Here is a 26,946-nt window from a genome sequence, read left to right on the forward strand (position 1 = left end):
GTTTGAATAAGGTGTGAAACAAATGCATTTGAAAATTGAAGATACTCGATTATCTACTTTACTAAACTCTATTTTTATTGGAATTTTGATTGGTTTAATTGTCAGCACATTTAGACTAGCAATCGAACATCTTCTAGAAATTTCACAATCAATTTATCGACTAGCCAGTTCCAGTTGGCATTGGTTGGCCCTGATTGTAGTAATTAATATTATTTTAGCAGTGTTGGTAGGATTGTTAGTTAAAACTTCTCCCCAAATATCTGGCTCAGGAATTCCTCAAATTGAAGGACAATTATCTGGTGAATATGAAGAAAAATGGTGGCCAGTACTTTGGAAAAAGTTTACTGGTGGGATTTTAGCAATCGGATCTGGCTTGATGCTAGGGCGTGAAGGCCCTTCTATTCAGTTAGGAGCGGTAGTAGGTCAAGGTTGGAGTGAAACCCTCCACTATAGTGGTTCTCAACGTCGCGTTTTAATCGCTGGTGGAGCCGCAGCTGGCCTTTCAGCTGCTTTTAATGCTCCTATTGCTAGTACTCTATTCGTTTTGGAAGAAATCTACCATAACTTTTCTCCGTTGGTTTGGATTAGTGCCCTTACCAGCGCCGTTGTGTCAAACTTTGTTTCTCTTAACTTTTTTGGTTTAACTCCAGTTTTAGCGATTAGATATCCTCATTCTTTGCCTCTTGGGCTTTACTGGCACCTAATTGCCTTGGGGATTTTATTGGGCCTTTTTGGACGACTATATCAGCTTTGTACATTAAATCTAAAAAAATGGTATCAAAAAATTAGCTTTTTACCACGTTGGCTCCATAGTTTAGTGCCTTTTATAACGATTATTCCCATCGGAATTTTATGGCCATCATATTTAGGTGGTGGAAATTCCATCATTACTGCAATTGCTAACAAAAATCCGATTTTTATGACGCTTTTCACCCTATTAATTATTCGATTCATTTTTTCCATGGTATCTTATGGGTCCGGATTACCCGGAGGAATTTTTCTTCCAATCCTAACCCTGGGTGCTATATTTGGGGCTTTGTACGTTAGTATCATGGCTAATCTTAATCTAATTGATATCCATTACTTACCCAACTTTGTGATTTATGCCATGGCTGGCTACTTTGCCGCCATTGGTAAAGCGCCATTTACTGCAATTCTACTGATTACTGAAATGGTTGGTTCGCTACAACATTTAATGCCACTAGCCGTTGTGGCGCTTACCGCCTACATTGTATTAGATTTACTCGGCGGTGAACCAATTTATGAATCTTTACTTCATCAATTAGTTCCAACTATTACTGCTACTCCTAGCGGGCCTCAAGACCGAGTAGAAATTCCAATTGTCGAAGGTTCTAAGCTGGATGGTTTAGCAGTTCGCAATATTTCTTGGCCCAAAGAAAGTTTATTAATTAGCATTCGTCGCGGCTCTAATTCAATTATTCCAAGTGGTGATTCAGTAATTAAACCTGGTGATACGTTGATTGTTACTACTCATCGGGGAAATCGTAAAAAAATCGCTGCCCATTTTGCAAAAATAAACTAAACCACTAAAGAAGCATCCAACAGCACTTAGCGTGCTGCTTGATGCTTCTTTTTATAGTGAGTTTACGACTAGTTCCTTTATTTGTACCAAATAATGATTGAATCATTAATTAATAGCACTTTTTTGTCAATTATCCGCATCAAAATCCCCTATAACAGTCACTTCGGATTATAAAATGATATTAACTTTCAAATAATAAAACATTTTTTAAAAAAATGATAAATATTAGACAATATTTCACAAGCGTTTTTGTTTTTTAATTATTAAAAACGATTTATAATTAACAACGAGATCTTTAGAAAGCGCTTTCTTGAATCTTAACAATTTAAAAAAACGGAGGTACGGACATGGCAGACAAATATATTCTTGCCATCGACGAAGGGACGACTAGTACTCGTACAATCATCTTTGATCATGCTGGAAATAAAATGGCAGATGCTCAAAGAGAATTTCCACAGTACTTTCCGAAACCTGGATGGGTAGAACATAATGCCAACGAAATATGGAATGCCGTATTGTCGACCATTGCTAATGCATTTATCGAGTCAGGAATTAAGCCCAACCAAATTAGTGGAATTGGTATTACCAATCAACGAGAAACTACCGTGATTTGGGATAAAAAGACCGGGCTTCCCATTTATAACGCTGTAGTGTGGCAATCTCGACAGACAGCAGAAATTGCTGAACAACTCGTAAAAGATGGGTATGGCGACATGATTCACCAAAAAACGGGACTAGTTACAGACGCTTACTTCTCGGCAACCAAAATTCGCTGGATTCTTGACCACGTTGATGGCGCACAAGCACGCGCCGAACGCGGCGAGCTGTTGTTTGGAACCATTGATACATGGCTAATGTGGAAATTAACGGATGGTGATGTGCACGTCACTGACTATTCCAACGCTAGCCGCACCATGTTATATAACATTCACAAATTAGAATGGGACAAAGAAATTCTCGCTTTACTTAATATCCCCGCTTCAATGCTTCCGGAAGTTAAACCTAACTCTACCATTTACGGTAAAACCAAAGATTACCACTTTTATGGTAGCGAAGTTCCCATCTCTGGAATGGCTGGCGATCAGCAAGCGGCCTTATTTGGTCAATTAGCTTTCGAACCCGGAATGGTCAAAAATACCTACGGGACTGGTGCATTTACCGTAATGAACACAGGTGAAAAACCGCAATTATCTGATAATAATTTATTAACCACCATTGGTTACGGTATTAATGGCAAAGTCTATTACGCACTAGAAGGTAGTATTTTTGTGGCTGGTTCGGCAATTCAATGGCTTCGTGATGGAATGAAACTGTTTAAAAAGGCTTCTGAATCAGAGGCAGCCGCTGTTGCTTCTCAAAATGATAATGAAGTCTATGTTGTACCAGCTTTTACCGGACTGGGTGCTCCGTACTGGGATCCTAATGCTCGAGGTTCAGTTTTTGGAATCACTCGTGGAACTACCCGTGAAGATTTCATTAAAGCTACCCTTCAATCCCTTGCATACCAATCTCGTGACGTTATTGACACTATGAAAAAGGATTCAGGAATTGATATTCCTTCCATTCGTGTCGATGGTGGCGCTTCTAATAATGATTACTTGATGCAATTCCAATCTGATATTTTAGGAATTGAAATTGATCGTGCTAGTGATCTCGAAACCACCGCTCTAGGCGCCGCATTTCTTGCGGGATTAGCAGTTGGATTCTGGAAAGACCTTGAAGATTTAAAGAAAGAATATAAGCCAGGGAAGGTATTCAAACCAAAGATGTCAACTGATGAGCGTGAAGACTTATACACAGGTTGGCAAGAAGCGGTTGCAGCAACTCGTCAATTTAAACATCGACCACGACAATCAAAATAACTTAGGAGGCTTATTTCATGTCATTCTCATTAATTAGTAGAAAACAAGATATCGAAAGATTGAAAAATGAAACGCTCGACTTACTTACCATCGGTGGTGGAATCACCGGCGCAGGTGTTGCTATTCAAGCAAGCGCCATGGGTATGAACAACGCCCTAATTGAAATGCAAGATTTCGCTGAAGGAACATCTTCTCGTTCAACCAAGTTAGTTCATGGTGGAATTCGTTATCTTAAAAACTTCGATGTCGAGGTAGTTTCTGATACCGTTAAAGAACGCGCGGTTGTTCAAGGAATTGCCCCTCATATTCCTCGCCCTGATCCAATGCTTCTTCCAATTTATGACGAACCTGGATCAACCTTTGATATGTTTTCAGTTAAAATTGCAATGAATTTGTACGATCAACTTGCTGGTGTTACAGATCCTAAATACACCAACTACACTATTTCAAAAGACGAGGTTCTTCAACGTGAGCCTCAACTTAATCCGGAAGGTCTTTTGGGTGGTGGTGTTTACCTTGATTTTCGTAATAATGATGCTCGTTTAGTGATTGAAAACATCAAAAAAGCTCATGAAAATGGTGGCTTAATGGTCAGTCATATCAAAGCTCAACACATTCTGCATGATGAAAATGGTCGTGTAAATGGTGTTAACGTTAAAGATCTCTTAACTGGTGAAGAATTTGATATTCACGCTAAATTGGTAATCAACACAACGGGTCCTTGGTCGGACTTTATTCGTGAAATGGATGATAAAGAAGAAGTTGTTCCACAGATGCGCCCTACTAAAGGGGTGCACTTGGTTGTTGATCGCTCACGTCTAAACGTCCCTCAGCCAACTTACTTTGACTCTGGCAAACAAGATGGTCGTATGATTTTCGCAATTCCTCGCGAAGGAAAGACCTATTTTGGAACCACCGATACAGATTACAAAGGCGACTTCTTGCATCCACGAGTTGAGCAAGAGGACGTCGATTACTTGTTAAGTATCATTAATAAACATTATCCAGAAGCTAAGATTACGATTGATGATATTGAAGCTAGTTGGGCAGGTTTACGTCCTCTAATTTCTTCCAATGGTAGCTCAGACTACAATGGTGGTAATTCCGGAAAAATTACTTCGGATAGCTTTGATGAAGTCATTGATATTGTAAATAAGTATGAAAATAAAGAAGCTGATCGAGTTGACGTTGAAGATGTCCTTAATAATCTAGAAAGCACCCTCTCAGAAAAAAATCCTTCTGCTGTATCTCGTGGTAGCGCCCTCGACGTTGCAAACGATGGGCTAATCACCCTTGCAGGTGGAAAAATTACCGATTATCGTAAAATGGCTGCTGGAGCCATTGCTCTAATCACCAAAGTTCTCAAAGAAGACTTCAACGAAACATTCAACGAAATTGATTCTAAGCATCTCCAAGTTTCTGGTGGTGACATCGATCCTAATAACGTCGACGCTACCCTTTCATTCTTCGCTAAACAAGGAATTGAAAGTGGTCTATCAAAAGCTGAGGCTGAACAAATAGCTAACCTATTTGGATCAAATGCTGCTCGTGTATTTAGCCAGATTGGGAAAATTGAAGCAGCACCCGGACTAACACTTGCTGAGACAATTAGTCTACATTATTCAATGAATGAAGAAATGACGCTGACACCTGTTGACTACTTGCTCCGCCGTACCAATCACCTTCTTTTCCACCACGATACAATTGATGATGTTAAAAAGGGTGTTATTAATGAAATGGCTCGTTACTTCGAATGGTCTGACGAAGAGCGTGAAGCTCAAGCGAAGAAACTCCAAGAAACAATCGATGAAGCTAGCCTTACTTACCTAAAATAGGAGGAACCTTTTCATGGATAATAGTTTATCGCTTCAACTACTGGGGGAGTTTATTGGAACATTTGTACTAGTTTTACTTGGTGACGGTGTTGTGGCTGGAGTTAGCCTTAGAAAGTCAAAAGCTGAAGGCTCTGGTTGGATCGCCATTACTTTAGGCTGGGGATTAGCTGTTACATTAGGGGTTTATGCATCCTCTTTTCTCAGCCCTGCCCATTTAAATCCTGCAGTTTCAGTCGGAATGGCAATTGCCGGTAAATTTCCTTGGTCAAGCGTTATTCCTTATAGCATTGCTCAAATTTTAGGTGGTTTAGTTGGTGGAATTATCGTTTGGATTCATTATTACCCACATTGGAAAGAAACCAAAGATAAAGATGCTATTCTTGGTACCTTTGCTACAGAACCTGCTATTCGCAACTACAGCATGAACTTTATTAGTGAAGTTGTTGGTACAGCAGTACTTATTTTCGGTTTATTAGCCTTTACTCGGGGACAATTCACTCAGGGTCTTAATCCCATCGCTGTTGGGGTTCTCATTACAGCAATCGGACTTTCACTTGGCGGAACTACCGGTTACGCCATCAATCCTGCGCGGGATTTAGGTCCTCGTCTCGCACATGCGATGCTTCCAATCGCTAACAAAGGCGGCTCAGATTGGGCCTATAGTTGGGTTCCTATTTTGGGACCAGTTGTTGGTGCCATTCTAGGAGCAATTTGCTTCAATTTGATCCCTTAACAATTAACACTTTATAATTCATCGACCCTTTTTACCCTTTATGCTTAATATTAAAGCAGCAAAACACCGGAATTTAAATTCCGGTGTTTTTATTTTTTAATATATTAAAACTTGTGCTACTAGGATTCCTCCGCCAAATACTAATAAGAAGACCACCACAGGCCATACAAATCTTAACCAGTGTGAATACTGCATGTCTAACATTTGCAACGTCGCCATTACTAATCCAGTTGGTGCTAAGAATAACATTGCATATTGACCAAATTGGTATGCTGTTACTACCACAAATCTTGGTATTTCAACTGTATCAGCCAAAGGGGCCAAAATCGGCATCGATAAGACTGCTAATCCAGAAGAAGACGGAACAATGAATCCCAATACAAAATAAATCAATAACATCACAATAATAAATATTGGACCACTCATGTTAGCTACTAGAGCTGAAGAGAAATCTAGAATTGTATCAGAGATCATCCCCTCATTTAAAATAAGGTTAATTCCACGTGCTAGCCCAATAATCAAAGAAACTCCTACCAAACTAGATGCTCCATTAACAAACGCATCTACAACGCCTTTTTCACCAATACCATTTGCTCCTGTACCAGTCAGAAACATGATAATAATCGCAAATGCTAAGAACGAAGACGCCATGGTTGGAAACCACCATCCCTGCGTCATTACCCCCCACACCATCAGTGGAAATCCGGCAACGAATAACAATAAAATAATTTTCTTCCGTTTAGTAAAACTTGCCTCACTGTCATCAGTACTTTCAACCGACCACTTACTATTGAACGTGTTACGATCTTCATACGAATATGAAAACTGAGGGTTGTCCTTAACTTTTCGACTATACCAGTATAAATAACCTACAACAAAAATAGCTGCCACTATGCATCCAAACACACGCCATCCAATTCCTTCTGTAAAATTAATTCCCGCCGCATTCGATGCAATTACGACTGAAAACGGATTAATCGTTGAAAATGCTGTTCCAATCGAACTTGCTAAAAAGATTGCTCCTACACATACTATGGAATCATATCCCATTGCAATGAATACCGGCACTAAAATTGGATAAAAAGCTACGGCCTCTTCTTCAATCCCACACAACGTTCCACCTAATATCATCAAAATTGCTACCAAAAAAATTAATAAAAATTCATGACCTTTAGTTTTCTTGGTTAAAGCAACCAGTCCTGATTCAAATGCTCCACTAGCCCTAACAACCCCAATCAACCCGCCTAAGACAAAGATGAATACCATAATGTCTACAGCTTCAATTGTTCCACGTACCATACTCGTAGTCACTTTAGTAATACTAGCTGGATGTTGCTTCAAACGCTGATATGTATTGGGAATCGAAATTTCTTGCGTAATCCCTCCTGAAGTAAATTTTTTTATATTAATCTTAACTCCCAACTTATTTAATTCCTTTTGAGTGGCAGGTACCTTATGAACCTTGCCCCCAGGATCTTTAACCTGCAAACTTGAAGTAGTCTGATTATAGGCTAACTTAGCATAACTACCAGAAGGGACTGTCCATGTCGCAATAACTGCTACAATTGTTAAAATAAATAAAATTACAAAGGCCCCGGGCATTTTTAACTTAAAACGTCTTTTAGCTTTACTGGTCATTTTTATCACCTCATATTTTATGTGGATATAAAATATGGCCTTAAGCGTCAGACACCATTTTGGAAGTTAAACTTTCTAAACTTAAAACGCTTCAGGCCATATATTAAAATTTTTGAACTTATATTTTTTCAATCAACTACTTTAAATTATTTACTTAATTAAAAATGATTTTTAAATATGATCTCTTTGAGGCTATACAAATTTTTTGTTGTTTAATGAATGTGAGAAATATACAAATCTCCGGCACACTTTGTTATCAAAGCTTGTATAAGCTTTGATTGCACACTCGAAGTGGTTAATGTTTTAGTTCGCTGGCTAATGCTTCCATATCTTGAATTTCTTTAATCGTTGTACCTTTATTTTCCTACAATTCAAACTATAATTTTTCCCATTATCACTAACCCCATTCCAATTAGAGCACCAATTGTTATAAATACTGTTACTATCAATTCTCCCTTAGAGAGGAAATATTCGTGTCCATTATTTTTACGAGCCTGACCATAAAAATAAATTCCAGGGATGTATGCAATAAAACATAGCAATAAATGACTTAACCCTGCCATTAAAATGCCTATTACTTCAAACAACAAGGCTAGGACACCAATTACCAATTGTTGATGATTTCCTTTTTCATGGATATGTGTCCACGAATATTTAATCTGGTAAGCCGCAACTAGGATATAACACACAATCACCGCTGCGGTACAAAGAGAATAAGCAAAATTGTATGCTTTAGTTGTAAAAAATAGGGTGAATAAGAAAATCTGTATTAATCCAGCCGTTAAAATTAAGGCAAAGGTGGGAGCTTTTTTATCATTAATTTTCCCAAAATATTCTGGTAATAGTTTTTGCTTTGCCATCAATAACATTGTCTCGGCTGGTAACATCGTCCAAGAAAGCCATGCACCTAGGATTGATACAATTAATCCAATTCCAATGAAGTATCCACCCCAAGTACCAACCATCTTTTCAAATATATATAGCATGGCTGGTTGTTTAATCGTTGCCAACTGTTCTTGGGTTAAATATCCATATGGTAAAACTGATGCCAAAATGTAGATAACTAATAAGCTAATCAAACCCAAAATGGTTGCTTTTCCCGCATCCGATTTCTTTTCAGCTCGTGCTGATAGTATTGAGGCACCTTCAATTCCAACAAAAACCCACATCATTACCATCATGCAGTTCTTAACTTGACCTATAACATCTCCACCAACAAAATTATTATTCATATTATTCCAAAAGGCATGCGTAAACATTCCGCCTTTAAAAAGAATAATTCCAAATACAATAAATACAAATAAAGGAATCAATTTGCATACGGTTACAATTGTATTAATTATGGCAGCACCTTCGATGCCGCGGTTAACTAGATATGTCAGTCCCCATGAAAAGATACTTGCAATTAGAATTAATGGTAAGTTTCGTTCTGACCTAAGAATTGGAAAAAAATAACCTATTGTGCTCATCAGGAAGGTTGCAAATGCCACACTACCCAACCATGCCGACAACCAATATCCCCAACCACTAATAAAACCCATGAAAGGGCCAAATCCTTTCTTGGGATAAGAAAATATTCCCTCTAGCTCTGGTTCTTTTAATAATAAGTTATTTAACGATAAAGCCAGCATCATAACACCCAAACCAACAATAAACCACGTAATTAAAACCGGTCCCGGCGCTGCAGCCCTCGCAAGATCTGACATAATTCCAAAAACACCACTACCAATAGATGAACTAATCACTAGGGCACTCAAAGTTAATAAGCCTATTTTCCCATTTTTCTCTGTCATTCAAATTACTCCCAAAAATTTTAATTAGTTATTTGATATACGTGATGCTTCAGAATATTTATCTAAATTCTTCGTAACTTAAATTAGTGTCCAATACCCTATATAATCAAAAAAATCATATTTCGTCTTAATTTCTTAGGCAAATTATACTTTTAACCTGCTTAATTAGCTCACAACAATTGTTCCATTAACTACCAAATAAATGGCAATCAAACTGAGAATCAAAATCATCCCCATCATACCTTTCTCTTTACCAGTTAAAGTACGTTTATTTTCTTTCGTTGCTTGATAATAGATAATGAATCCTGGGATGAAACTGATAGAGACTAACAAAATTTGTTGCCAACCAGATAGCACCATGCAGGCAAACTGGAATAAAGCTGCAATTAAGCCAATTGTCCACTGTCCCCATTGCTTTTCCTTGTAGCTGTATTTCATTTGATACAATCCCACAAATAGGTAGGAGAATAGAATAGCTGCTGAAGCTAATGAATAAGCAAAATTATAAGCTTCGGAGGTGAATAGCAATGAGAATAAGAAAATAGTTTGTAGAACCGCTGTAATCATTAGTGACGTTGTTGGAGCTTTTCTTTCATTTAATTTACCCCAAACTTTTGGCATAACCTTATCTTTAGCAATTAACATTGTAGTTTCAGCTGGTAACATCGTCCACGATAACCATGAGATAACCGTAGAAATGATCAAACCTATATTAATAATCATTGCGCCCCAACTACCAACAATTAATTGTAAATCATTTCCTAAAGCTGGTTGTTCAGCACCCGCCAACTGGGCACGTGTTAGTGTTCCGTAAGGGATAATTGAAATCATGACATAAATTATCAGAAGTAAAACAAAGCCGATAATCGTGGCTTGCTGAGCTTGACTTCTAGTTTTAGCACGATGGCCCATAACTGAAGCACCTTCAACACCAATGAATACCCAAATTAAAGTTGATAATGTTCCCTTCAATTGTTCAAAAATTGATCCGGTTGTAGTTCCTTTGGAAAAGTTATTGGCAACGTTTCCCCAAAAATCAGTTGTAAACATGTGACCTTTAAAGAAAATAATTACAATGATAATAAACAAAACTAGTGGAATTATCTTAAAGAAAGTTCCAATGGTGTTAACAAACGAAGCACTTTCTACCCCACGATTGACAAGTAGAGTTAAAGCCCAACAGAAAATAATTGCTACAATTATTGATGGTAAGTTTTGGCCACCCTTGAAAGCCGGTAGAAAAGTTCCAATCGCGCTCATCAGCATGGTTGCAAAAGCAATGTTTCCAAGCCAAGCTGAAAGCCAGTAAGCCCATCCAGAAATGAATTCACCTAATGGACCAAATCCAGCTCCCGCATAACTAAAAATTCCTGCTTCTAAATCGGGGCGTTTTTCAGATAAATTATTTAATGATAAAACTAAGAACAAAAAACCAATTCCAACAAACAACCAAGACAATAATGCTGGTCCTGGTGCGGCAGCAGCGGCAACCGCATTGGTAATTCCAAAGATTCCGGTTCCAATACAAGAGCTAACAATTAAGGCGGTTAAGCCTAGTCGCCCAATTCCGTTTTTATTTTCCATGTTCTTCACTCCATTCTTAAATTTAATAAAAATGGCAAAAGTAAACTGTCTACTATTTTCTAGTACCACAGTTCACTTCTGCCATAAAATTATTTTTAGATGTCTTCACGAACAATTGGGCAGGACATGCACCGTGGACCGCCACGTCCGCGAGATAATTCACTTGAACGAACCTCATGGACCAGAATACCGTGTTGACGTAGTAAGTCGTTCGATACGTAATTTCTGTCGTAAGTTACAACAACGCCAGGAGCGATTGATAACGTATTTGAACCATCATTCCATTGTTCTCTTGGAGCCACAATTGGATCACCATTACCAGTTGGAATTAAGTCAATTTCAGACTTATTAAGAGCCTTCTTCAAGACTTCCTTAATGTCTGTATGATGTTCCATTGTAATCTCACCATCTTTACCAGGATGAAGTACCCAGTTATCAACTTTTCCATCACCAGTTAAAATTGCTGGATGTACTGTAAATTGTTCATAATTAATCATCGTAAATACTGTATCCAAATGCATCATTGCATGATTATGAGGTATTGAAATTGCAATAATCGTGTCATAATTAGAATCTTTGAATAAATTACGAGCGATATCTTCAATTGCATTCGCTGTCGTACGTTGAGAGATACCAATTGCTAATACATGATCATTTAAAACTAATTCATCCCCACCTTCAATATGGGTACGATGATTACGGTCTCGCCATACCTTGACTTTTCCAGCAAAGCGAGGATTGTAGTTCATGATATATTCGGTAATTAAGGACTCCCGCATGCGTGCTTCAAAAGTCATCTTGTTGATAGATAACCCATCTCCAATTGATGCTTGGGGATCGCGAGTAAAGTATGCGTTAGGCATTGGGTCCATTAAGAAGGGCCAATCTGTATTCTCAGAAACGGATTGTAAGTCAGGAGTAACAATATTAACATCGCTTGCTCGTACCCCTTCAATAATTTGATTAATCATCATCTGAGGATCCATTGCGTAAAGATATTCCATTAAAGCGTCATGGATTACTCCAACTGCATAGCCAGATTCAGCAATCATTCTATTTAAGAATTCTTTTCTTACTCCATCGTCACTTAAAGCATCAGCTGCCAATTTTTCAAAATAAATCACTTCAATCCCTTGATCTGTCAAGGTCTTAGCAAAAAAGTCATGTTCTTTTTGAGCGATTGGTAGATATGGAATATCATCAAACAATAATCTTTCCATCGAATCCGGGGTAATATTTTCAATTTCTTTACCCGGACGATGTAACATAACTGTCTTAAGTTTTCCGATTTCTGAAGTTACATGAATTGCGTTCGCCACTATAATCACACTCCTATTCTTATTTTTTCTACCTGGTACTTAAATAAATTATTTAGCCGTGAATTACTGTACCTAAATTACCTTTCAAAGCGTCATCCAAACCATTTAATGAGGTAATAATTGCTTCACGTTCAGGGTGTCCCTTAACAAAAGATAAGCATGCCTGTACTTTTGGTAGCATACTTCCAGCTGCAAATTGTCCGTCATCCATGTACTTTTGGGCTTCTTCAACGCTTAGTTGCTTGAGTACTTTTTGTTCTGGCTTATTATAGTTAACGTAAACATAGTCAACAGCTGTGAGAATAATTAATTTATCGGCATCGATGTTATCAGCTAGCAAGGCGCTCGAACGATCTTTATCAATTACAGCTGGTACTCCCTTTAAGCCAGTTTCAGTTTTAATGACTGGAACGCCACCACCACCGCCAGCGATTACCAAATCACCGTGTTCGACAAGCGTTTTAATACTATTGATTTCAATAATTGATTTTGGTAATGGAGAAGCTACAACTTGGCGATATCCACGTCCTGCATCTTCGACAAATGTATATCCTTTTTCAGCTTCAATTTGTGCGGCTTGTTCTTTGCTGTAGAAATCACCCACTGGTTTAGTCGGTTTTTGAAAAGCAGTATCATCTTGGTCAACTTCAATTTGAGTTATAGTTGTCACAACATTTTTATCCATGTTTCGTTTTGCAAGTTCATTTTGTAAACTTTGTTGTAGATGATAACCTATATAACCCTGACTCATTGCCCCACACTCTGGGAACGGAAAAGCTGCTGTTTTACCATGTTCGGCGGCGTAGTTCATCCCAAGATTGATTTGCCCAACTTGAGGACCATTCCCATGACTAATTACTACTTGATGATCATCACGTACCAAACCAATCAATGATGCAGCCGTATTTTTCACTAACTGTAACTGTTCCTCAGGGCTCTTTCCTAAAGCATTACCACCTAAGGCAACCACCATTTTTGACATAAACTCGCCCTCCTTAGTCACCTAAAGTTGCAACCATGACAGCTTTAATTGTGTGCATCCGATTTTCAGCTTCTTGGAATACAACTGATTGACTACTTTCAAAGACTTCATCAGTAACTTCCATTTCAGATAGACCATATTTTTCTTCAATCTTTTTACCAATTGATGTGTCTGTATTGTGGAATGCAGGCAGACAGTGTTCAAAGATTGCATTTGGATTTTCGGTAGCTTCCATCACTTCTTTAGTTACTTGATATGGCTTCAATAATTTAATACGCTTTTGCCACATTTCATCTGGTTCACCCATTGATACCCATACATCGGTATAGATAACATCCATATTCTTAACACCAGCTTTAACGTCATTTTCAACAACGATTTTACCGCCTGTTTTAGCAGCAATTGCGTTAGCTTTGTCTAAGACGTCCTTGGTTGGTTCAAGTTCTTTAGGGGTTACAACGTGATATTCCATTCCCATTACAGCAGCACCTAGCATCAAAGCATTAGATACGTTGTCTTGACCGTCTCCAACAAAAGCAAATTTAATATCTTTATATTCTTTCTTCAAAACTTCCTTAGCCGTTAGGAAATCAGCTAAAACTTGAGTTGGGTGATCTTCATCAGTTAGACCATTCCATACAGGAACACCTGAATATTCAGCTAACGTTTCTGCTGAGCGTTGTGAGAATCCACGATATTCAATCCCATCAAACATACCACCCAAGACACGAGCTGTATCTTTAACTGATTCTTTGTAGCCAATGTGTGAGCCTGAAGGACCAAGATAAGTTACGTGAGCACCTTCATCTTTAGCACCAACTTCAAAAGCACAACGTGTTCGAGTTGAATCTTTTTCAAAAATCAAAGCGATATTCTTGCCAGCCAAGCGATTACCTTCATAGCCAGCATATTTAGCTTTCTTTAAATCCTCAGCTAAATTAAGCATGTATTCCATTTCACGAGTACTAAAATCTGATAAGGTTAAAAAACTGCGGTTACGTAAGTTAAATGACATTTTAACGTCCTCCTCTATATTTGATTACGTGTTTAATTCTAGCAAGCGCTTTCACAAAGCTTCAGTGATCAATTGATTTTCTTAAAAATTAATATTATTTTTATTTAAAACGTTTTCATAAATGAATATTTTTTGAATAAAATCACTTATTTTTTGAATAAATATTTTATATAACAAAAAAATTGTCATTTTTTTCATTTTTATATCTTATTATTGTATAATTCATAAAGTATCATATAACTTCAAAAAACTTCAAAAGGAGATCCGACTATGAACTTTTATTTACTATCAGACGATGAATCAAGTGTTTCCATCGTTCAAAATATTATTGAATCGGATTTTAGTAACTCACTGGTTGGAGTTAATTTCGATGTTGATAGTGCCTATGACGATTTATTACAACTAAGAGTCGACGTAATGATCATCAATTGCTTAGAAATTTTTCCAGAAGGGCTAAATTTGATCAAACGTCTCGCTCAAGTCCACATCAAACCTCACTTTATTGTGGTGGGACCTCATAATGAGGCCTGTAAAGACGAAGCTTATCGTGTAGGAATTGACGCTTATTTAGATTATCCTTTTAATCATCTGGAGTTTAAAAATATTACGAAGCTAGTGGGTTCTTACTGCCAAGTAGTTGATAAAATGGCTGAAATTAACAAATTAACGTCTGGAATTGCCACACCATTTAATCGACCACAATCTAAGCATCGTCTTCGAACCGATCGAATCCATTCAATCCTCCGCTTTTTAGGGATTGCTTCTGAAAACGGTTGTGATGATATCTTACGGATTGCTAAAGTTATGGTCGATCAAAATATTCCTTTCTCAAAGATTGATTTTCAAGAAAGTCTTTCTTTAAATGAACATGAGAAAAAAAGTGCCTTTCAAAGAATTCGGCGTGCCTTACGTGTTGGTATTTGCAATTTAGCCGGTATGTGTATTGAATATCCCGAAAATGAAGTTCTGCTAGAATATGCCAACAGTTTATTTGATTTCCAGAACGTTTATAATGAAATGCAAAGAATTCGAGAAGTCGGAGCCCAACGCGGTCAAATCTCGATTCAGCATTTCTTCGATGGATTATTACAAGAGAGTTATCGCGAAGACACATAGTAAAAATATGACCCTAAAATAAAATTTATTCCCAATACTAGTTAAAAATTTCTTCAGTCCATAAAAAAAGAACCCAACTAAATTAAATATAGTTAAGTTCTTCAAATAGTTTAAAAGATCAATTTTATTAAATAAAAAACATGGTACAAGTAGGATAAATTACAAGTATCATGCCTAAATTGAATGTACAAAACTAGATGCTCCCCATTTTAACTCGGGGAGTTTTTTTATGACTTTAATTCCAATGTCTTAGTTTAAATATTATAAAATTCGCTTTAATTCTTCGACTTCTTCACCAAATATTTTAAATGCTTGATCAAGATAGTCACGTTTAGTTACATCTACCCCAGCCTGTTTAACTATTTCGACTGGATAATTGCTTGCTCCAGCTGATAAGAATTTCTTATAGTTTTCCAATGCACCAGGTTTACCAGAAATAATATCATCGGCTAAAGCGGTTGCGATGGCTTTAGATGTAGCGTATTGGTAAACATAATAATCGTAATAGAAATGAGGAATTTGCGCCCAAGTATCGTCTTTCCAAGGTAAATCTGTTACAGCATCTCCATTATATTCTTTAAACAATCCGTTAAATTTATCAGCCATCAAATCGGGGGTAAGGGTCGTTCCTTTGGCATCTTCTGTATAAATAAAATGCTCAAATTCCGCAAAAAGAGTTTGACGATAAACCGTGCCAATAAAGTTGTCCACATCTTGTGTTAAAATAAATGCTTTAATTTGAGGATCATCAGCATATTTTTCTAACATATAATGGTTTAATAAGCTTTCGTTTAAAGTTGAAGCAATTTCAGCAATAAAGATTGGATATTGTGAATACCAGAAAGGTTGGGCCTTATCCGTGTAAACACTCTGAAGTGCGTGGCCCGATTCATGGGCTAACGTTGAAGTACTATCATAAATATCATTCCAATTTAGTAAGATATATGGATGCACTCCATAAACGTCGTCCTCATAGCCCCCACTACGTTTCCCTTTATTTTCAGCTGCATCAATCCAACGTTGTTCAAATTCCTCTTGCAAATAATTTTGATAATCTTTGCCTAACGGAGCCAAGGCTGCCATCGTAACCTTTTTGCCTTCTTCAAATGCCAAACTTAACTTAGCATCTGCAACCAAAGGAACATGTCGATCAAATTGATACATATGATCTAATCCTAAGTATGCTTTTCGGAAAGCATAATAATCATGCATCAAATCCAGATGTTCATGTGTCGTATTAATCAACGTATCGTAAACGGCTTCTGGAATTTTTTGATCAGCCAAATTCATCTGACGTGCACTATCAAAATGCCTAATTGTGGCTAAAATATTTTGGGCATGAACATGGCTTTTAAGGGTAGCACCAAAGGTATTCCGCATTGAACGGTACGCCTTAGCAACTTGTTTACTAGCACGCATTCGCATGTCCTGATCTGCTGAAGTAGCAAATTCGCTGGCTGTAGCATTAGTTAATTGAACTTCTTCGCCATTTTCATCTTTAATCATTCCAAAATCTAAATCAGCGTCATCTAATTTCGAAGAAATGTCTGAAGCATCATCAATCGCCGGTTGAAGTTGAGCCAACAATTTTTCTTCAGCAGGAGTAAGGGTATGGGCAGCTTGCTCTTGAATTCGACGTAAATTAAATTCATATCGTTTTAATTCTGGCTTATCATCTAAAAATTGATCTAATTGCGCTGCTGATAGTTGCGTTATTTTAGGATCATAAAATGATACGGCTGCTTCCCACTTATTAACAATTAATAATGCTTGATTCATCAAATCGTTCCCATGTGGGTCAGCAGTATCGCCATCATTAACCCGAGCCGCATATCCATAAACTTTCATAAGGAGTTCTTCACTCTCATAAAGTAATTCAGTTAATGTTAATAACTGTGTAGCACTCTCGGTCATATGTTTAGAATTGGCCTGAATTTCAACAATTTGTTTTTCAACTTGTTGAATGGCCTTTTTAAAATCTGCTTCAGTTGTAAAAATATCGGTGACGTTCCAAGTTAACGCTTCCGGAACCTCTGCCCGTGTTAGTTGTTTTTTTGCCATGTAAAATCCTCCTAATACTATTGCCTTTTATTTTACAACTTCCGAAACTATACACAACTTAAGGCACTTAATTAACTGATAAGGGGCGTGCATTGTGTTGAACTAGGATTTGATTAATCTTAGTAATATTGAAGCCCTCTAACGTCGCTAAATTTTGAGTCGTCGGATCTGATTTTAAAAGTTCTCCTAATGTGACTGATAAATTGTGCGGATGATAAGTCAACACGGCCGCTAAACATGTTGATAACATCCGGTCGTCTCCTCTTTTAATTTCCCAGTTATTTGCGATTTCATCTGTTAATTTAGGTACTAATTCTTCCAGATTCATTGATGGGTAAAACCAAAAGTTTAAAGCTCGATCTCTTAGATACTCATCAATTTCCCATTCGTCACTCTCCCGTGCTTCAAATGTATCATCGATTCCTCGAGCTATAATTTCAGCTAATTGATACTTACCCGCTGGTATTTTATCCATTCCAATTAAATTTGTTGCAGCTTTTTTTAGTTCATTTAAATTGCTATTAGTTTTAATCATGATTGTACCCCCTCCATTATTAGATTGCTTACGCTTTCATTGTATAACATTTTCAAGGAATAACTATCTTAATATGAAACTTTCCAAACTATATCAAACAAAAAACTGTAGCCGAGCTTGATCGCCCCGCTACAGTTTTTTATCATCTACCGTGTTTCTTTTTTCATCACATGTCCTACGATGAAAGTAATTCCATAAGATATGAATAAAATTACAGCGACAATCATATATGGAATGTGAGTATTGTAATCCATCAACATTCCGGCAATAATTGGTCCGATGACGTTCCCCACACTAGTTAAAGACATGTTTAATCCATTAATTAAGCCTTGATTGTCTTTACCTTCCTTAGTTAATAAGGTGGTGATGGCCGGACGTAAAACATCGAAGGCAGAGAAAACTACTAATGTAGCAATGATTACTTCAATTTGAGTATAAGCTTGGGTAATCCAAAAAACAAAAATTGCTCCAATTAAGAAGCATGCCCCAATCAGTCTCACTTCACCCATTTTCCGCACCAAGAAATCAAAGATAAACACTTGCAAAATCAACGAGAAAATCCCATTAAAAGTCAATACTAGTGCAATCGTTCCTAAACTAAAATTGAAGACTTGGTTAACGTAGATGCTATAAATACTTTCGAATCCCTGTAACCCAAAGGCTGCTACAAAAATCATCGTAAATAGAATTACTAGTGGCGCCGTCATGACACTTTTCAAAGCATTCGGCTTAGTAAACTTGGTCATTTCCGTTTCTTCTATTTTCACTTCAGTCTTCGGCATTACCAAATACGTAAATAATGTTGAAACCAGCCCTAAGGCTGCAGCCGCCCAAAACGGCACTTTATAATGGATATTTGCTAATACACCACCGAGCCCTGGTCCTAAAATTAGTCCCCCACTAAATGCGGCTGAAATCCAACCAATTACCTTAGCCCTTTGCGCCGTAGTGGTAACATCAGATGCTAAAGCCATCGACGTTGGAATAAACAAAGCGGCTGAAATGCCACCAACAACTCTGGATACGTTAAATAGTAATAACGAATTTGATAAAGCAAAGATTACTTCCGAAACGGCGTAGAAAAATAATCCCGCTACAATCAGTGGCTTACGTCCAATTTTATCTGAAACTCGTCCAACTAATGGAGAAGCGATAAATTGCGAGAAAGCAAACAATGCCGTCATAATTCCCATTTGAGTAGTAGTATAACCGTAATGATTCTTAATAAATGGTGTGACGGGTATGACTAGACCAATCCCCAAACAAATTAAGAAGTTTCCAGCAATTAAGATATATAATGTCTTTCTGTTTTTTTCACTCATTGTAATTCATCTCCTTCGTTATCTGATACATTCTTTCATGATAACACTCAATGAATAAAAAAGCTCAAGCTCATTACCTATATCTTACGGAGACCATAATTACCAGTCCAAATTCACCTTGGTAATTTCACCGTTATTAAAAGCTTTAACTTGTCCATCATCCAACTTTACGACGATATTTCCATACTCGTTAATATCCGTTGCAATCCCCTTTACTTGTTTCGTTCCGACTTGTAAGGTAACTGGCTTACCAATTACGATTGACATTCTTCGATACTCGGACAAAAAGCTGCCATCTAAATAATTTTGCCAATTATCTACAATCGTATTAATTAATTGGGCGGCGATTAAATTACGATCAATGTTCGGTTCATTTTTAGCAACAATGGCTCCCGCTTTTTGTTGTAATTCTTCTGGAAATTCAGGCGTGGTTAAGTTAATTCCCACCCCGATTACAAACGCTTGCGTAGAAGCAGATTCTACTTCGGTAATTGCCTCAGTAATAATTCCTGCCACCTTTCGTCGATTCATTAAAATGTCGTTAACCCATTTCAATTTAAATTCACGTTCAGGGAAGAAATCTTTAAATGTTTGTGCAATCACATAGGCAACCCCAGTAGTTATTAAGCCCACCTGGTTAATTTCAAAAGTGGGCTTAGGGATAACTATGCTAAAGTAAAGTCCTTGTTCTTTGGGTGAGTAAAAACTACGTCCTCTTCGTCCGTATCCTTGCGTTTGCTGCTCGCTAATCACAGCAAATGCCTTTTCGACTTGGTGAGTAGCGAGATAGTTTTTAGCATACATTTGAGTTGAATCGACTTGCTCTTCAACAGCAACATGATCAACACTTTTATTTTTATAAAAATTAATGACTACTTCATCCAACTTAGAGCTACTTTCATATTTGTAACCTAGATTTTTCTGACTTTGGATTTGGTGACCGCGTTTCTTTAATAGGTTAATATTTTTCCAAATCGTTTCGCGGGTAACGCCTAGACTATCTGCTATTTCATTTCCAGATACCCAACGATCTCGATCTTTCAATAATTCTAATAAAACTTTTTGGCTTGTTTTATTCCCCATCTTATAACCACCCTTAATCTATTTAACTAGTTTAAGTGTACTATCTTCTCCAATCGATTGGCTATGATAATTACTAAAATAGCTTTGATTGTATCACCTGAGATAAATAATAAAGTAGAAAACATGGCCGTTGAAAGTGGCATGGGTGCTTGAATCGCTAACCAGAACGCACCAAATACATCAATAAAAACTGCTCCTCCAAGCCAAACAGAAAGTAAACTAAGTATTAATTGATTCTTAATTTTGCCTTTCAAAACATTCTTGATTAAATTAATTACTAGTGGCGCAAACAACCAAGCCACTAAATAGCCCCCGGTAGCTCCTAAAAATACTACGGCACCACCTAAACCACCGGAAAGGATTGGCAATCCCAAACTTACTAATAATAAAAATATTCCTACTGATAACGTTCCATATCTAGTACCTAGCATGTCACCAGCCATCATTACTCCCATATTTTGTAAGACAATGGGAACTGGAATTAACAAGAGCGGAATTCTAGGCATCAGCCCCATCACAATCGTTAAAGCTGTTATCATTGCTGCTAAAGTCATCATTTTTACTGCACTTTGGTTGCTTCTCTCCATTTTTAAAACCTACCTTCTTTAATTTTGAAACAAATTCATTATATATAATAGTAACCTATTTTTATAAAATAAGGTTACTATTACAGATTTTTTAATCGATTAATTTCAAAATTTTTAGGTCTAAACCGTGTTGGAGATTACTTTTTACTCATAATTTTGGTGTAAACTATTCCTTTCTTCATTCTTTGACAAAAGCTTTTCAATTGTCACTTCTAAAATTAATGATCTATCCGTTGTACAAAAAAACCGAATTAAAGCAGCATTCAAACTACTCTAATTCGGTTTCGGTTTTTAATTTATTAAATTACATTTCGTTCAAAAGGTTGGTCACTGATACCGTCATCCAAAATCTTTTTCGCCCATTCTTTAGCTGAAAATAGTGAATGATCACGGTAATTACCACAACTGTAGATGTCCGTACCTGGTACATCTTCCCACTTAGTAACATTTGCGATTTCTTCTAGTGCACCCTTCAATGCTTTAGCAACTTCTGTGGTTGTAGGTTCTCCCCAAGCAATCAAATGGAAACCTGTTCGACATCCGAATGGAGAACAGTCGATAATTCCATCCATTCGATCTCGCAATAATCCAGCTAGCAAATGTTCAATCGTATGTAGTCCTGCAGTGGGAATCGCATTTTCGTTTGGTTGAACTAAACGTAAATCGAAATTAGAAATCTTATCGCCCTTATTTCCCGTTTCAACTGTAATTAAACGTACGTACGGAGCCTTTACCTTTGTGTGATCCAATTCAAAGCTTTCTACTTTTGCCATAAAAACATCCCCCTATTCATCGGTATCTATGTCCTATTTTAGACCAACTCGATCCTGATATAAATTAAAAAATTCATTTAAAAATCGTCCTGACTAATGTTATGCATCAAATGATAACTAACCATCATTTTTTGCAAAGGACGGAGATTAACAACGGGGAGGTAACTAGGCATTCTAACCCGATTAAATTCACGTCCAGTTACATCTTGATAGATAGAATATAATAACAAAATACATACAAAAATTAGCGGAAATCCTGCAACCGTACAGATTGCTTGAACGACCTCAAATCCACCTACTATAACAATTCCTAACGAGAAAATAATAAACACGATGACCCAAGCCATTCGATTCCATCGGCTAGGTTGGCGACCATGCGACAAGTCTAGACTGGTGAATGATGAAACAATAAATGCAGAAGAAGAAATCGTCGTTGCTAAGAAGATAAAACATGAAACACAGAAAAGAATTAGCATCAATTTATTCATCGGCAAAGTTGTAATCAATGCTGCTTGAACTGCTGCTTGTCCTTGTGTATTCAAAATGTGCACGATGTTTAAAGTACCTGATTGTTGAAGCCATAGAGCATAGCCCCCTAAAACTGCATAAAATGAAATACAGCCACCGACTCCATAAGTCATCATCCCTAAAACAACTTGGCGAATCGTCTTACCATGCGAGATCCGGGCAATAAATAACCCCATTACCGGCATGTAGGCTAACCACCAACCCCAATAAAACAGGGTTTGATGTTGAGCAAAACCATTGGTGCCAGCATTAGCTTTATTAAAGGAAAGCGCAGTAAAATGTTGCGCCATTAATTTCAAGGTTTGACCTTCTGAGCCCACTAAAAATTTAGTTGGACCAGCTACTAAAACAATTGCTAAGAAAATAATTGCCAAATAAATGTGCCATGCTGATAGTTTTTTAATTCCCTTATTTAAACCTGCATACACGGTTAACGTAAATAAAATCAATAAAATAAAGAATAAAAATAGTTTTAAATAAATCGTATCTTTAATACCTACGATAATACTTAAAACACGTGCAATCACGGGAATTTCCATTCCAATCGAAGAACCAATTCCGCCCATGATCCCAAAAACGACTAAGAAATCAATTAGTTGACGTAAAACTTTTTTGTATAATTGATCGCCCTTCAAGAGGGGAATTACAGTACTTAATCGCATTACTGGAATTTTTTTTACATACATTGTATAAGCAATAGCAACGGTGGCAGTTGCAAACATCATCCATGCCATCGGCCCCCAATTAAACTCGCCCACTACGTTAGCATAGGCAAACGCTTGGGTCGATAATGGCTTCGCGCCAAATGCCGGGTGCTGAAGGTATTGCAATGGATCAGTTGCACTTAACATCAAAATACTTGCATCAATTGCAGTTGCAAAAACCATGCTTCCCCATTGAAAACCACTATAGTCTTTAGCTGGATCAGCCTTTCCGAATCTGATTTTACCGTATTTACTAAAAATCAAAACGATAAAAAACATGAAATTGATGACATAAATTGAGATATACAACCACTCATATTTGCTTGTAACGAATGACAACAACGCGTTCATTAATTGCTGAACGGCTGGGCCGCCTGTGATGAGGATGATTGATACAACCCCAAATAACACCATTGTTGGTAAAAAGACAGCTCGATCGACATTCTTACTGTGTAAGATAAAAAATTCCTCCCATATTTTCAAAAAATTGGTACAAAAAAAGCAACACCATTGGCGTATTAAGTTCACACCTGCATAGCGTTGCTCGATCGGATTGCTCCGAAATTCGTCATACCTGTTACTTTCATGTTACTACTATTAATTTAAATATCAAATTAGGCTAGATTTGTTTGATTACTCTGGCAGGATTTCCCGCAATTACCACATTGTCCCCAAAACTCTTTGTTACCACTGATCCAGCACCCACGACGACGTTATTGCCCAAAGTTACCCCAGGTAAAACGGTCACTCGTCCTCCAAACCAACAGCTATTACCAATTGTAATTGGAGCACCTAATTCTACATCAGCATTTCTCTTAACGGGATCAAGTGGATGAATAGGAGTATACAGCCCCACGTTAGGACCAAAATAACAGTGTTCACCAATCGTAATTGGACACGTATCAAGGAAAGTCATATCGTAGTTGCCATAAAAATGATTACCAATGTGAATATTCCATCCATAATCAAATTTGAATTCACTCTCGACAAAGAAATCGTCACCTACATCACCTAGTAGTTTTTTAAAGCCACCATTACGTTTCTCATTGTCTGTTTCGTTGTTAATCACTTGTAATTGTTGACGGATGAACTTTCGACGACCAATTAATTCAGCATCAAACTGCTGGTAAGGTTCTCCAGCAGTCATTTTTTCTCGTTCAGTTCTTGTCATATTTACGCGCTTCCTTCTTTAAATTAGCCCTTCTTGTTGCAACCCTGCCTGCGCTACCAAGTTAATAAAATTAAATGGTCGATCGTAGTATGGTTGGAATAACATATCCACAAATGCTAAATCTTTCAGCGTATTTTGATTCTGAATTGCTAAAGACATTGTATTAGCCAATTGAGAAACATTATGTTCACTAAAGAATTGGGCCCCCAGAACTTTTAAACTGTCCTGTTCATAAACAATTATACTGTTTATTTTTTCCGTTGTCGGCATAAATTCTGGACGATAATTGTCCTCATAGCTGATATATTTGACCTTTAAACCAGCATCTAAAGCTCGTTGATAGGTTAAACCGGTAGTAGCTAATGTATAACCAAACAATTGTAAGCCTGATGTTCCTTGCGAACCTATTTCAGGCCAACGATTACCGAAAATATTAATACCAACTAATTTACCTTGGCGAATTGCATTCGTCGCCAATGGGATATAGCTATCTGTATCCGTCGGATTGTAATGTACAGTACGAGCATCTCCTGCCGCGTAAATATCCGGATCAGAAGTTTGTCCATATTCGTTAGTTAAAATTGCACCATTACGACTCATTTTAACCTGCCCCTCTAACAAATTAGTTACCGGGATGAAGCCTTTTGAAACAATCGCTACGTCAACTTCTTCATTTTGATCATGAATGGTAGTAACCAGTAAGGAGTCCTTTTGATCCGTGAATGATGCGACTTTACTATTAAGTTTAACTTTGACCCCGTGATCTTCCAGGATTTCAACTAACATTTTGCTCAGCTGTACATCCACGTAATTATTTAAAATCACATCATGACTATGGTATAAGGTTACTTGACAACCTAAATCAGACAAGCTTTCTGCTAACTCTGCGTTAACATATCCTCCACCAATTAATGCAACTCGCTGGTGGGGTTTTAAAACTTGGTGTAAAGTCTGCGCTTGTTCATAGTTTTTACATAGCATTACTCGTTTATGATTAATGCCTTTAATTGGAGGTAAGGTCACTGCTGAACCCGTGCACATCACTAATTTATCGTAATGTTCACGACGAATACTATAGTCTTCCATGTTTTGTACCAAAATCTCTTTTTGATTTCGGTCAATTTTTAGAACATCATGTCGCAGGTTCACCCGAATTTTTTCTGAACGGAGATCCTCTGCATCATCATACATCATGTCTTCTAGCCGTTTTACGCGTCCATTCAGATACAATGCGATTCCACATGATAAGAAAGAGATATTATTATTACGTTCATAAATATCTACCTCCGTATCCGGATTTTGTCGTAAGATTTCTCTCACTGCTGCTGTACCAGCATGGGTACACCCGATGATTGCTACTTTCATTTTGCCTCCTACTTGTTTTATACTGGACTTACTTGTTAAGAATTTTTTACACGATTCCAGATGCTTTATATTTTAATTTTAGACTGGATTAAGACTTTGTAAATGCTTTAATAAGGAAAATTAGCAAACTAACCACGCCAAATTTCAAGGAGTTTACTTAATGCTTAGATTTTTTATCCAACCGCAGTTAAATACGATTGTTGATTCAGTAATTGGTTACGAGATGCTGATCAAAGAATACCGCGATGGGACCTGGCGAATGCCTGCTTCTTTTTCAGCAATTCCAGCCCATGATATGGCAGAATTACTGATTGCAACTGCTAAAGAATTATCTCTTAAAGTTGGTTCAGTTTCATTTAATGTTGATCGTAACCAAATTCTTGATGATCAACTAATTCACGCTTTAATTGCCGCCCAGACAGTTTTACGTCCAGTTAAATTAATTATCGAATTAATTGAAAATGATGTTAAACCCTCGGTGTCTGATGAGCAATTAATTGAAGTTGTTACGCAATTGAATGACTTTGGAATCCAATTTTGTCTCGATGACGTTGGTAGCGGAATTAATACATGGCCTGCAGTTAAGCCTCTACTACCATACACTCGTGAACTTAAATACGCTCTCCAAAATTATAAAGAGCATTTGAACGAATCTGCCGCTGAAAATCACGTTACCTTTTGGCAAAACCTAGCAACTAAACATCAAATGCGTTTCATTTTGGAAGGTATCGAAGATGATAATGATGATGCTTGGGCCGATTCTATGAATATCGATTTACGCCAAGGATACTACTATGGCCGCCCTACACTAATGAAAATACATCCCGATGATCCCGATTAACTTATGTAAAGAAAAACCGCGTTGCGAGACACAATCGTAACACGGTTTTTTATTTAGTTTCTATTCGATTTCAATTCCGGAAGTCTTTTCACCACTGGCCTTAGGTAAGGTAATTGATAAAACTCCATTATCAACTTTAGCCTTAATATCTTCAGCCTTAACTCTTGGTAATTCGTAACTTCTCCGCATGATACCATAGCTTCGTTCGGTCATCGTAACATTATGCTTTTCATCTTCATGATCAGCAAAACTATCTTTCTTCACTTCCACATTTAGTACGCCATCTTGATAATCCAATTTAATATCTTTTTTATCAATTCCTGGCACATCGATTTTAACTTTGTAATCAGTATCTGATTCACTCACGTCGGTCTTCAATGTTTTTGAGGTTCCATCCCAGCCGTTGTTGAAAAATCCGCGCGATAAACGGTCAAAAAATGGATCCCACATATCATTCCTACGATTCATCATTTCATTAGCCATAAAAACAAAACCCCTTTCTAAATGATTGGTGAAGTTCTTCGCTTCATCCTTACACCTATAATGTTAGTCACAT

The 26,946-nt window shown here is 37.3% G+C and carries 22 protein-coding genes; 6 read left to right on the forward strand and 16 right to left on the reverse strand.

Annotated elements, in window-relative coordinates; translation table 11 throughout:
- Positions 1 to 22 precede the first annotated feature (22 nt).
- The 4 genes from HFC68_RS03295 (at position 23) to HFC68_RS03310 (ending at position 5,973) form a co-directional block, all read left to right on the forward strand.
- Positions 23 to 1,543, forward strand: coding sequence for a ClC family H(+)/Cl(-) exchange transporter (locus tag HFC68_RS03295; protein WP_002832954.1), 1,521 nt, complete (start codon positions 23 to 25; stop codon positions 1,541 to 1,543).
- 347 nt (positions 1,544 to 1,890) lie between these two features.
- The gene (glpK, locus tag HFC68_RS03300) at positions 1,891 to 3,405 is read left to right on the forward strand and encodes a glycerol kinase GlpK (protein ID WP_002832953.1); all 1,515 of its coding nucleotides are present in this window, start codon (positions 1,891 to 1,893) and stop codon (positions 3,403 to 3,405) included.
- 17 nt (positions 3,406 to 3,422) lie between these two features.
- Entirely contained in the window at positions 3,423 to 5,240 is a 1,818-nt protein-coding gene (glpO, locus tag HFC68_RS03305) for a type 1 glycerol-3-phosphate oxidase (RefSeq protein WP_002832952.1), read from the forward strand.
- Between the two features lie 13 nt (positions 5,241 to 5,253).
- Positions 5,254 to 5,973, forward strand: coding sequence for an MIP/aquaporin family protein (locus tag HFC68_RS03310; RefSeq protein ID WP_011673767.1), 720 nt, complete (start codon positions 5,254 to 5,256; stop codon positions 5,971 to 5,973).
- 96 nt (positions 5,974 to 6,069) lie between these two features.
- Here HFC68_RS03310 and HFC68_RS03315 read toward each other — a convergent pair whose 3' ends face one another.
- The 6 genes from HFC68_RS03315 to argF form a co-directional block, all read right to left on the reverse strand.
- A complete protein-coding gene (locus tag HFC68_RS03315; RefSeq protein ID WP_160211264.1) occupies positions 6,070 to 7,611 on the reverse strand; it encodes a YfcC family protein in 1,542 nt (513 codons plus the stop codon).
- A 371-nt stretch (positions 7,612 to 7,982) separates the two neighbouring features.
- A complete protein-coding gene (gene arcD, locus HFC68_RS03320; RefSeq protein WP_011673769.1) occupies positions 7,983 to 9,404 on the reverse strand; it encodes an arginine-ornithine antiporter in 1,422 nt (473 codons plus the stop codon).
- 165 nt (positions 9,405 to 9,569) lie between these two features.
- Positions 9,570 to 10,988, reverse strand: a complete 1,419-nt coding sequence (locus tag HFC68_RS03325) for a basic amino acid/polyamine antiporter (protein ID WP_011673770.1) — start codon at positions 10,986 to 10,988, stop codon at positions 9,570 to 9,572.
- A 95-nt stretch (positions 10,989 to 11,083) separates the two neighbouring features.
- Complete coding sequence (arcA, locus tag HFC68_RS03330) at positions 11,084 to 12,307, reverse strand: arginine deiminase (protein ID WP_011673771.1); 1,224 nt, start codon at positions 12,305 to 12,307, stop codon at positions 11,084 to 11,086.
- Between the two features lie 52 nt (positions 12,308 to 12,359).
- Positions 12,360 to 13,289, reverse strand: coding sequence for a carbamate kinase (gene arcC / locus HFC68_RS03335; protein ID WP_011673772.1), 930 nt, complete (start codon positions 13,287 to 13,289; stop codon positions 12,360 to 12,362).
- 13 nt (positions 13,290 to 13,302) lie between these two features.
- Positions 13,303 to 14,304 carry an ornithine carbamoyltransferase gene (gene argF, locus HFC68_RS03340; protein ID WP_002832944.1) on the reverse strand — a complete coding sequence of 334 codons (1,002 nt, stop codon included), beginning with the start codon at positions 14,302 to 14,304 and terminating at the stop codon, positions 13,303 to 13,305.
- 270 nt (positions 14,305 to 14,574) lie between these two features.
- On the opposite strand from argF, the gene HFC68_RS03345 reads away from it, so the two are divergent.
- Positions 14,575 to 15,420 carry a DNA-binding domain-containing protein gene (locus tag HFC68_RS03345; RefSeq protein ID WP_167399684.1) on the forward strand — a complete coding sequence of 282 codons (846 nt, stop codon included), beginning with the start codon at positions 14,575 to 14,577 and terminating at the stop codon, positions 15,418 to 15,420.
- A 261-nt stretch (positions 15,421 to 15,681) separates the two neighbouring features.
- On the opposite strand, the gene pepF is transcribed toward HFC68_RS03345, so the two are convergent.
- The 9 genes from pepF to HFC68_RS03390 form a co-directional block, all read right to left on the reverse strand.
- Positions 15,682 to 17,481: an oligoendopeptidase F gene (gene pepF / locus HFC68_RS03350; protein ID WP_011673774.1), complete on the reverse strand. Its 1,800-nt coding sequence runs from the start codon at positions 17,479 to 17,481 to the stop codon at positions 15,682 to 15,684.
- A 67-nt stretch (positions 17,482 to 17,548) separates the two neighbouring features.
- Entirely contained in the window at positions 17,549 to 18,016 is a 468-nt protein-coding gene (locus tag HFC68_RS03355) for a hypothetical protein (protein ID WP_011673775.1), read from the reverse strand.
- Between the two features lie 146 nt (positions 18,017 to 18,162).
- A complete protein-coding gene (locus HFC68_RS03360; RefSeq protein WP_167399685.1) occupies positions 18,163 to 19,338 on the reverse strand; it encodes an MFS transporter in 1,176 nt (391 codons plus the stop codon).
- Between the two features lie 99 nt (positions 19,339 to 19,437).
- Positions 19,438 to 20,421, reverse strand: a complete 984-nt coding sequence (locus HFC68_RS03365) for a biotin--[acetyl-CoA-carboxylase] ligase (RefSeq protein ID WP_011673777.1) — start codon at positions 20,419 to 20,421, stop codon at positions 19,438 to 19,440.
- A gap of 26 nt (positions 20,422 to 20,447) precedes the next feature.
- Positions 20,448 to 21,008 (reverse strand): biotin transporter BioY, encoded by a 561-nt coding sequence (locus tag HFC68_RS03370; protein ID WP_011673778.1) that lies wholly within the window; start codon positions 21,006 to 21,008, stop codon positions 20,448 to 20,450.
- A gap of 299 nt (positions 21,009 to 21,307) precedes the next feature.
- Positions 21,308 to 21,781 carry an S-ribosylhomocysteine lyase gene (locus HFC68_RS03375; RefSeq protein WP_002832935.1) on the reverse strand — a complete coding sequence of 158 codons (474 nt, stop codon included), beginning with the start codon at positions 21,779 to 21,781 and terminating at the stop codon, positions 21,308 to 21,310.
- Between the two features lie 77 nt (positions 21,782 to 21,858).
- On the reverse strand, positions 21,859 to 23,427 hold the full coding sequence (locus tag HFC68_RS03380; RefSeq protein WP_167399709.1) for a BCCT family transporter: 1,569 nt from the start codon (positions 23,425 to 23,427) through the stop codon (positions 21,859 to 21,861).
- Between the two features lie 205 nt (positions 23,428 to 23,632).
- On the reverse strand, positions 23,633 to 24,184 hold the full coding sequence (locus tag HFC68_RS03385) for a sugar O-acetyltransferase (RefSeq protein WP_055126456.1): 552 nt from the start codon (positions 24,182 to 24,184) through the stop codon (positions 23,633 to 23,635).
- 18 nt (positions 24,185 to 24,202) lie between these two features.
- Complete coding sequence (locus tag HFC68_RS03390) at positions 24,203 to 25,549, reverse strand: FAD-dependent oxidoreductase (RefSeq protein ID WP_002832932.1); 1,347 nt, start codon at positions 25,547 to 25,549, stop codon at positions 24,203 to 24,205.
- Positions 25,550 to 25,709: 160 nt separating this feature from the next.
- On the opposite strand from HFC68_RS03390, the gene HFC68_RS03395 reads away from it, so the two are divergent.
- The gene (locus HFC68_RS03395) at positions 25,710 to 26,390 is read left to right on the forward strand and encodes an EAL domain-containing protein (protein ID WP_011673780.1); all 681 of its coding nucleotides are present in this window, start codon (positions 25,710 to 25,712) and stop codon (positions 26,388 to 26,390) included.
- A 60-nt stretch (positions 26,391 to 26,450) separates the two neighbouring features.
- On the opposite strand, the gene HFC68_RS03400 is transcribed toward HFC68_RS03395, so the two are convergent.
- The gene (locus HFC68_RS03400) at positions 26,451 to 26,873 is read right to left on the reverse strand and encodes an Hsp20/alpha crystallin family protein (RefSeq protein ID WP_002832930.1); all 423 of its coding nucleotides are present in this window, start codon (positions 26,871 to 26,873) and stop codon (positions 26,451 to 26,453) included.
- Positions 26,874 to 26,946: the final 73 nt, after the last annotated feature.

This window comes from Pediococcus sp. EKM201D (assembly GCF_011800215.1).
Classification (GTDB): domain Bacteria; phylum Bacillota; class Bacilli; order Lactobacillales; family Lactobacillaceae; genus Pediococcus; species Pediococcus pentosaceus.